The 5,655-nt window shown below is 68.8% G+C and carries 7 protein-coding genes; all 7 read right to left on the bottom strand.

From position 1 onward, the window contains the following. The coding region (locus tag ACZO3G_RS14325; RefSeq protein ID WP_486847356.1) for a phage tail sheath subtilisin-like domain-containing protein at positions 1-1,008 on the bottom strand (1,008 nt) is incomplete at its 3' end. A 4-nt stretch (positions 1,009-1,012) separates the two neighbouring features. Continuing rightward, the gene (locus ACZO3G_RS14320) at positions 1,013-1,465 is read right to left on the bottom strand and encodes a hypothetical protein (protein ID WP_276873830.1); all 453 of its coding nucleotides are present in this window, start codon (positions 1,463-1,465) and stop codon (positions 1,013-1,015) included. After that, entirely contained in the window at positions 1,462-1,809 is a 348-nt protein-coding gene (locus ACZO3G_RS14315) for a hypothetical protein (RefSeq protein WP_276873826.1), read from the bottom strand. The genes ACZO3G_RS14320 and ACZO3G_RS14315 overlap by 4 nt, the downstream gene beginning before the upstream one ends. Further along, positions 1,806-2,156, bottom strand: coding sequence for a hypothetical protein (locus ACZO3G_RS14310; protein WP_276873822.1), 351 nt, complete (start codon positions 2,154-2,156; stop codon positions 1,806-1,808). The genes ACZO3G_RS14315 and ACZO3G_RS14310 overlap by 4 nt, the downstream gene beginning before the upstream one ends. Positions 2,157-2,347: 191 nt before the next feature. Next, positions 2,348-3,373, bottom strand: a complete 1,026-nt coding sequence (locus ACZO3G_RS14305) for a phage major capsid protein (protein ID WP_276873818.1) — start codon at positions 3,371-3,373, stop codon at positions 2,348-2,350. 17 nt (positions 3,374-3,390) lie between these two features. Next, positions 3,391-4,332 carry a hypothetical protein gene (locus tag ACZO3G_RS14300; protein ID WP_276873815.1) on the bottom strand — a complete coding sequence of 314 codons (942 nt, stop codon included), beginning with the start codon at positions 4,330-4,332 and terminating at the stop codon, positions 3,391-3,393. After that, entirely contained in the window at positions 4,329-5,486 is a 1,158-nt protein-coding gene (locus ACZO3G_RS14295) for a serine/threonine protein phosphatase (RefSeq protein WP_276873812.1), read from the bottom strand. The genes ACZO3G_RS14300 and ACZO3G_RS14295 overlap by 4 nt, the downstream gene beginning before the upstream one ends. Positions 5,487-5,655: the final 169 nt, after the last annotated feature.

Raw genomic sequence — 5,655 nt, 5'->3', positions numbered from 1 at the left:
CGTGGCGACGCTGTCGCTGCGGGTCGCGATCACGATCTGGTTGATCTCGGGCGCGACCCGCAGCGACAGCGTCGCCACGCAGACGGACGCGTCGTCCGGGTGGGCGGCGACCCGGGGCGGCCGGTAGCTGTCGATCACGCCGAGCGCGCGCTCCCGCTCGAGCTCGACGGTGATCTGCGACGCGATGCTCTCCCGCGTGACGGCGTTGTTTTTGAGCCCGTGCAGCCGCGCGCGGACGGCGCGGCGCACCGCGCCGACCACCTCGTCCACCGCGAGCACGGTGGAGAGGGCGGAAAAGGTGTTGTCGGGCAGCCCGTTCACCGTACGGCTCGTGGTGAGGGCGCGCACGCACCGCACCTCGCCGCCGCACCGCTCGAAGGGGGTGACGCCCGCGCGCAGCAATTCTTCCGTTTCGGCGGCGGTAAGCCCGCCGTCGAAGGGGATGTCGAGCGGGACCGCGAGGCCGGAAAGGCTGCCCGCGTTCGCGGCGGCCAGGGCCGCCGCGAACGCCGCCGCGGTGCGCGCGGTGTTCGTCCCCCCGTCGCACAGGACGGCGACGCGGCGGTTGTCGGCCGCGGCGGCGGTTTCGCGGGCCGCTTCGGTCCCCGCAACCGCGAGCAGTCCCACCCGCTCCCTTCCCGCCGCGCAGCAGGCGTCCACATGCGCGCAGAGCGCCTCGGCGCCTCCGTCGCACACCACCGCGAAGAGATTTTCCTCGGTTTCCAGCGCGGCGAGCGCGGCGGCGTAGTCCTCACCGGCCGCGGCGGCGTAAACCGGGACGATGCCCGCGGCAAGCAGCGTCTGCGCCATGCCGTAGAGGACGCTCTCCGTGCCGAACGCCGCGGCGTCGGCCAGCGTGTAGAGCTCGGCCACGCCGGACCCGGAATAACCGGCGCCCGCCCGCGCGGCGACGGCGACGCCCCGCCCGGCGGGACAGCCGCCCGCATAAGGCCGCACGCTCGTATGGATAAAGACCCCGGGCCGCATGGAATCAGGTCGTTTGATCATAGGGTCACACTTCCTTTGCCTTGATGATGATGTCGGTAAATCCTTCGCCCTCCGCGTCCTCATTCGGAAGGAGCAGCCCCGCGAGGACCGCCTCTGCGGTCAGCACGAGGCAGCCGGTCTCCCGGTCGAACGCGGCGTCCCCGCAGTGGATTTCCACCGCGCCGAACGCGTTCTTCTGGAAAAAGAGCGCGCCGCACAGCCGGTCAAAGAGGCTGTGGCAGCCGGGATTTCCGCCGGGCGGGCAGAGAATGTCGAACCGCAGGGTGAGCTTCACCCGTCCCCCCGGCGCGGCGGCGCGCTCGACGCCGGAAATCCCGACCGTGACGCAGGCCTGCCGTGTCGGGACTCCCTTGTAACCGCCCGGGAACTCTTCCCGGACGGCGATCCCTTCGAAAAGCGGGCTCTCCCGCAGGTAGGCGGCCATCTCCGCACGCAGGCCGGTCAGCGGATCAGTCATGCTTCAGATTCCTCCCTTACCAGCCGCGCCGCCGCCCAGCGAAACGCCGGATCGCCGCCGCAGTAAAAATCGTGGCAGAGCAGGATCTCATAGCGTTCGCCCCCCACCGTGAGGATGGAACCCTCCCGCACCCGCTCGCCGCCGCCCGAAAGCGGCCCGTAGTAGATGAACTGCCGCGGGTCGATTTTCCCGAACCGCGACTGAATGTTCTGCGTGCGCGCCTGCGTGTCGTAGGCGCGCGGCTGCACGCAGGCGAAGAAGCGGAAGACCGCCCCGTCCTGCTCGAGCGCCGCCTCCCGGCCGCACTGCCTGATGGCGGCCGTCACCGCCCCGGCGATGCTCATGCCTCCACCTGCCTGAAGGACGCGCATCCGCAGTCCAGAAGGCCGGCGGCCCCTGCGAGCAGCTCGTCGCGCAACAGCCGCGTCCCCTCGAGGCCGTCCTCCGCCGGGGAGAGGGAAATATCCCCCACCCGGATGCTCTGCGCGTTCTGCCGGGAGAGCGCGTACTGGTAGCAGGCCTCCCCGGCGGCGGCGAGCAGCAGCCGCTCGTCCGCCGCGTCCGCGCCCGGCAGCAGACGTTCGGCCAGGTGCGCTGCCGCTGCCGCGCAGAGCGGCTTCCAGCCCTCCGCCCCGTCCGCCTCCAGCCCTGCCAGCCGCACAAATCGGCTGAAAATGGCTTCCGTATCCATAAAACGCCTCCTTTACACGGCGGGGGAACACATTTCCCCCGCACCCCCATTGCGCGGCGGAAAACCGGCCGCCTCCGGCGTCCGGCCGTCCGGGGCTTTGCCCCGCCCGGCTGCGCGGGCCCGTTTCCCCGGGCCCGCGCGTTTTCCGCCGCTTTGCCGCGCGCCCTCCGGCGCGCTTTTTGCGTCTCGCCTTACGCGGTCTTGAGCGTCAGGACCTTCACCGCGTCGGGGAAGATCTTGGCGAACCCGCTGGTCGAGGTGACGGCGGCGCGTTCAAGCTGGGTGTTGATGAGCTTGTCGTAATCGACGGTGATGTCGCCGGCGGTGACCATCTCAAGCGCAAAGTTCTTGTCGAGCGCGACGATGGTGCCGGCGGGCACGGCGGCGCAGCGGATGACGTTCGCGCCGAGCGGGGTGCCGATCATGCCGCTGCCGGTGAAGTTGAGTCCGGCGACGGGATCACGCAGTTCGGTGAGGACAAGAAGCTTCTGCATCATGTCGGGGGAGGCGATCAGCGTGTTCATCTGGAAGTCGCTGAACCTGCCCCACAGGGCGAGCAGATCGTCGTAGGAGAGCTTGCCGGCCTCGGCGGTCTTGACGACCTCGGCGGCGTTGCCGTTGGCGTCGCCGGGCGCGTCGCCGTTGATCAGCACGTTCACCGCGTCGGCGAGCTGAGCCTTGGTGATGTAGGCGCCGATCTGCTTCAGGGTGATCGAGAAGAGGTCGATGCGCTGGAACTTGACCGCCTCATAGGAGGCGACGAGCATACGGCCCCGCTTGGTGAGCCGGACGAGATTGTCCTTGAGCTTGATGACCGTCTCGGGGATGGCCGCGCCCTCGGCGACAACCGAAGCGGACACGTCGTGCCCGTCGGCGGTGGTGATGGTGCGGTAGTCGAGCGAGTTGATGACCGTTTTGGACGCGATGATGCTCTGGATCACCGCGCTCTCATCCATGCCCTGCAGGACGGCGCGCGCCACATATTCGGGGAAGAGGGCGGCGGAATCGCTCGTGCCGAAGAACTTGGCGATCGAGTCGCTCTTGGGACCGCTCACCCGGATGTCGAACCGCTTGAGCTGGCGCTGAAAGGCGTCGAGCCCGGCCAGCTCGGTGCCGGCGTAGGCGGCGGAGGGATCGAGCTTTTCGAGCTGGTCGGAAAAGGGGACCCCCGCCTTGTACATCGTCTTGTCGAGCCGGATATTCTGGTAGTTTGCCATATGCTTCATCCTTCCTGTCAAATACAAAATGCGCCGTTGTCGGACGGCTTTTCCGGTTTCCCGCCGAGCTGCAAAAAGGCGGGGGCCTTCCCCGCGAACCCCTTGCAGAAGGCGTCGAGCTGTCCTTCGTCCATGCCCGCGGCGGCGGATTCGGCGGCGGCCGCGTCAAGCGCGGGCAGCGCGAAGGCCGCCAGCCGCACGAACTCCTTCCGCTTTTCCATAAGCCGCGCGCGTCCGGCCTCGGCGAGCGCGCCGAGCTCCCGGAGCTGCTTTGCCAGCGCAAGCGCCTGCGCGTGGCCGAGCGTTACCCCGCCGCCCCCCTCGAGCGATTTGACGAGATCCACTCCGGCGGTATGCGCGCCCTTGGTGACCCCGGCCCGCTTCTGGGCGGGGACCGCGACAAACGACCATTCGTAGGCGTCGGTGGGGTTTCGAAGCTCGTGCCAGCAGAGCGCGCCGCCGTATTCCTGTCCCGCCTCGTGGGAGCAGGGCCTTTCCCGCACATCCGCCCCGCAGATCGAGCACTCCGCCCGTTCGACGGCGCAGCCGACGCTGACCTCCTTTTTGATGCCCGCGTCGATCTCGAGGATGAGATCGGCGTTCTTGTCGCACCGCACCATGTAGGCCCACGCGCGCAGCGCGGCGTAGGGCTCCCCGGCGGCGGTCAGACGGCCCTGATCGGTCTCCACGGCGGTCTCGAAGATGCGTGCGGTCTGGTTTTCCCCGCGCGGGTTGTGGTCAAAGATGCCCGTCTTTCCCACAAAGAGCGCCGCCAGCTTTTCGAGCGACGCGGCGGGGAACCGCTCATAGTCGCGGTCGACCTCGTTGTCGCAGAGCAGGAGCGAAAAGACATAGACCTCTTCCACGGAGAGCTCCCGCCGGGAAAAGCGGTTGATTTTGGCGAGCTGTTCCCCCGTCGCGGGGGTATCCGCCGCCTTTTGGATGACTGCCTGTTTCATCGGTTCTCCTCCGTCCGCTCCAGTTCCCGCGCGAGCTTGTCGGCCTGCAAATTCTGCAGGCGTGCGTTGGCAAGCTCCAGCTCGTCCTGGAGGTTGATGTTGTCCCATGCGATGTCCACGCCGCAGGCGTAGCCCCGCAGGCGCAGAAAGACCGTGCAGATGCGGATAAGCACGGGGGTGAGCAGGCGGCGGTAGCTCTCCAGCTCGGAGGTGAGGATATCCGCCTGCTGCGCGCTCATCCGTTCGGTGGTCGACCAGTTGAGGCCGAGCAGGAAGGGCGGCACGCCGAGCTTGGCGACGATCTGCTCGAGCATCTGCCGGACCGGCACCTCGGTGCCGATCATCTGGTTGTCCGCGCCGATCACCTTGATGTCCACGTCCCCCACGGCGACGAAATCCTTGATCGCCCCCTGCTTGACCGAATCCATCGCGTCGGCCCATTCGCGTGCGATGTTCCCCGCGATCTCCCTGGCGCACGCCCGGTCGACCGCGTTGGCGCCGGGACGGTAGGTCACGGCGTAGCGCAGGTTGGCGATCCGCTCGAAGTTCTGCCCGATCGACGCGTAGATCTTCATCAGCACGTCGGACACGAAGGGCAGCCCGGCGAGCAGCGAGGTGCCGCGTAGCTCCCCTGCCGCGGGATTCAGCGCCGAAAAGACGATGAGCTCGGGCCAGGGGACGGGAACGGGGGCGAGCCCGTCCTTCGCGGCGCACACCTGCACGCCGAAGGGTGAACCCGCGTCCCGAAACGCGATGTCGCGCAGCGGCGCATTATAGAGCCCGGCGACGGATTTCCCGTCCGCCGCGACCACGATTTCACCGACCGCGTTTCCATAGGTGAGCAGGCTGTCTAGATAGCAGCGCACGAAGCTCTCCATGCCCCACGAGACCGCGCCGACCGGCACCCCGCGAAAAAACGCCTCCAGCTCGGCCTGCGCCGCGCGGTTGGAGCAGACGGGCGCGCACCCGCCGACCAGCCGCCCGATCTTGTCGATCGCCGCGTCGATCACCGGGATGGCGCGCCGCAGCCCGTCATAGACCGCGCAGTCGGGCGTGGCCAGCGGCAGCAGGCCGTCCCAGCCCCGGCAGGGCTCGCGGGCGGTCTGTACGCTGACCGCCGCCTCCCCCCGCCGGAAAAAATCCCTGATTTTCAAATTGATCCTCCCCTCGGGGCGGAGGCAAACCAGATGTTTTCCCCCGCGCCCCCTTTCGTTGCCGCCGCCCTCCGGCGGCGTATCCATCCCCGCCCGGCGCGCATCCGCCGCCGCGGGGCCGCCCCGCGCTTCGCGCGGGGAGCGCGCGCCGCCTGCGGCGGCCCGCGCC

The organism is Anaerotruncus sp. (assembly GCF_057433415.1).
Note: the sequence above shows the minus strand (reverse complement) of the source record. Positions and strands in the feature narration are given on the sequence as shown.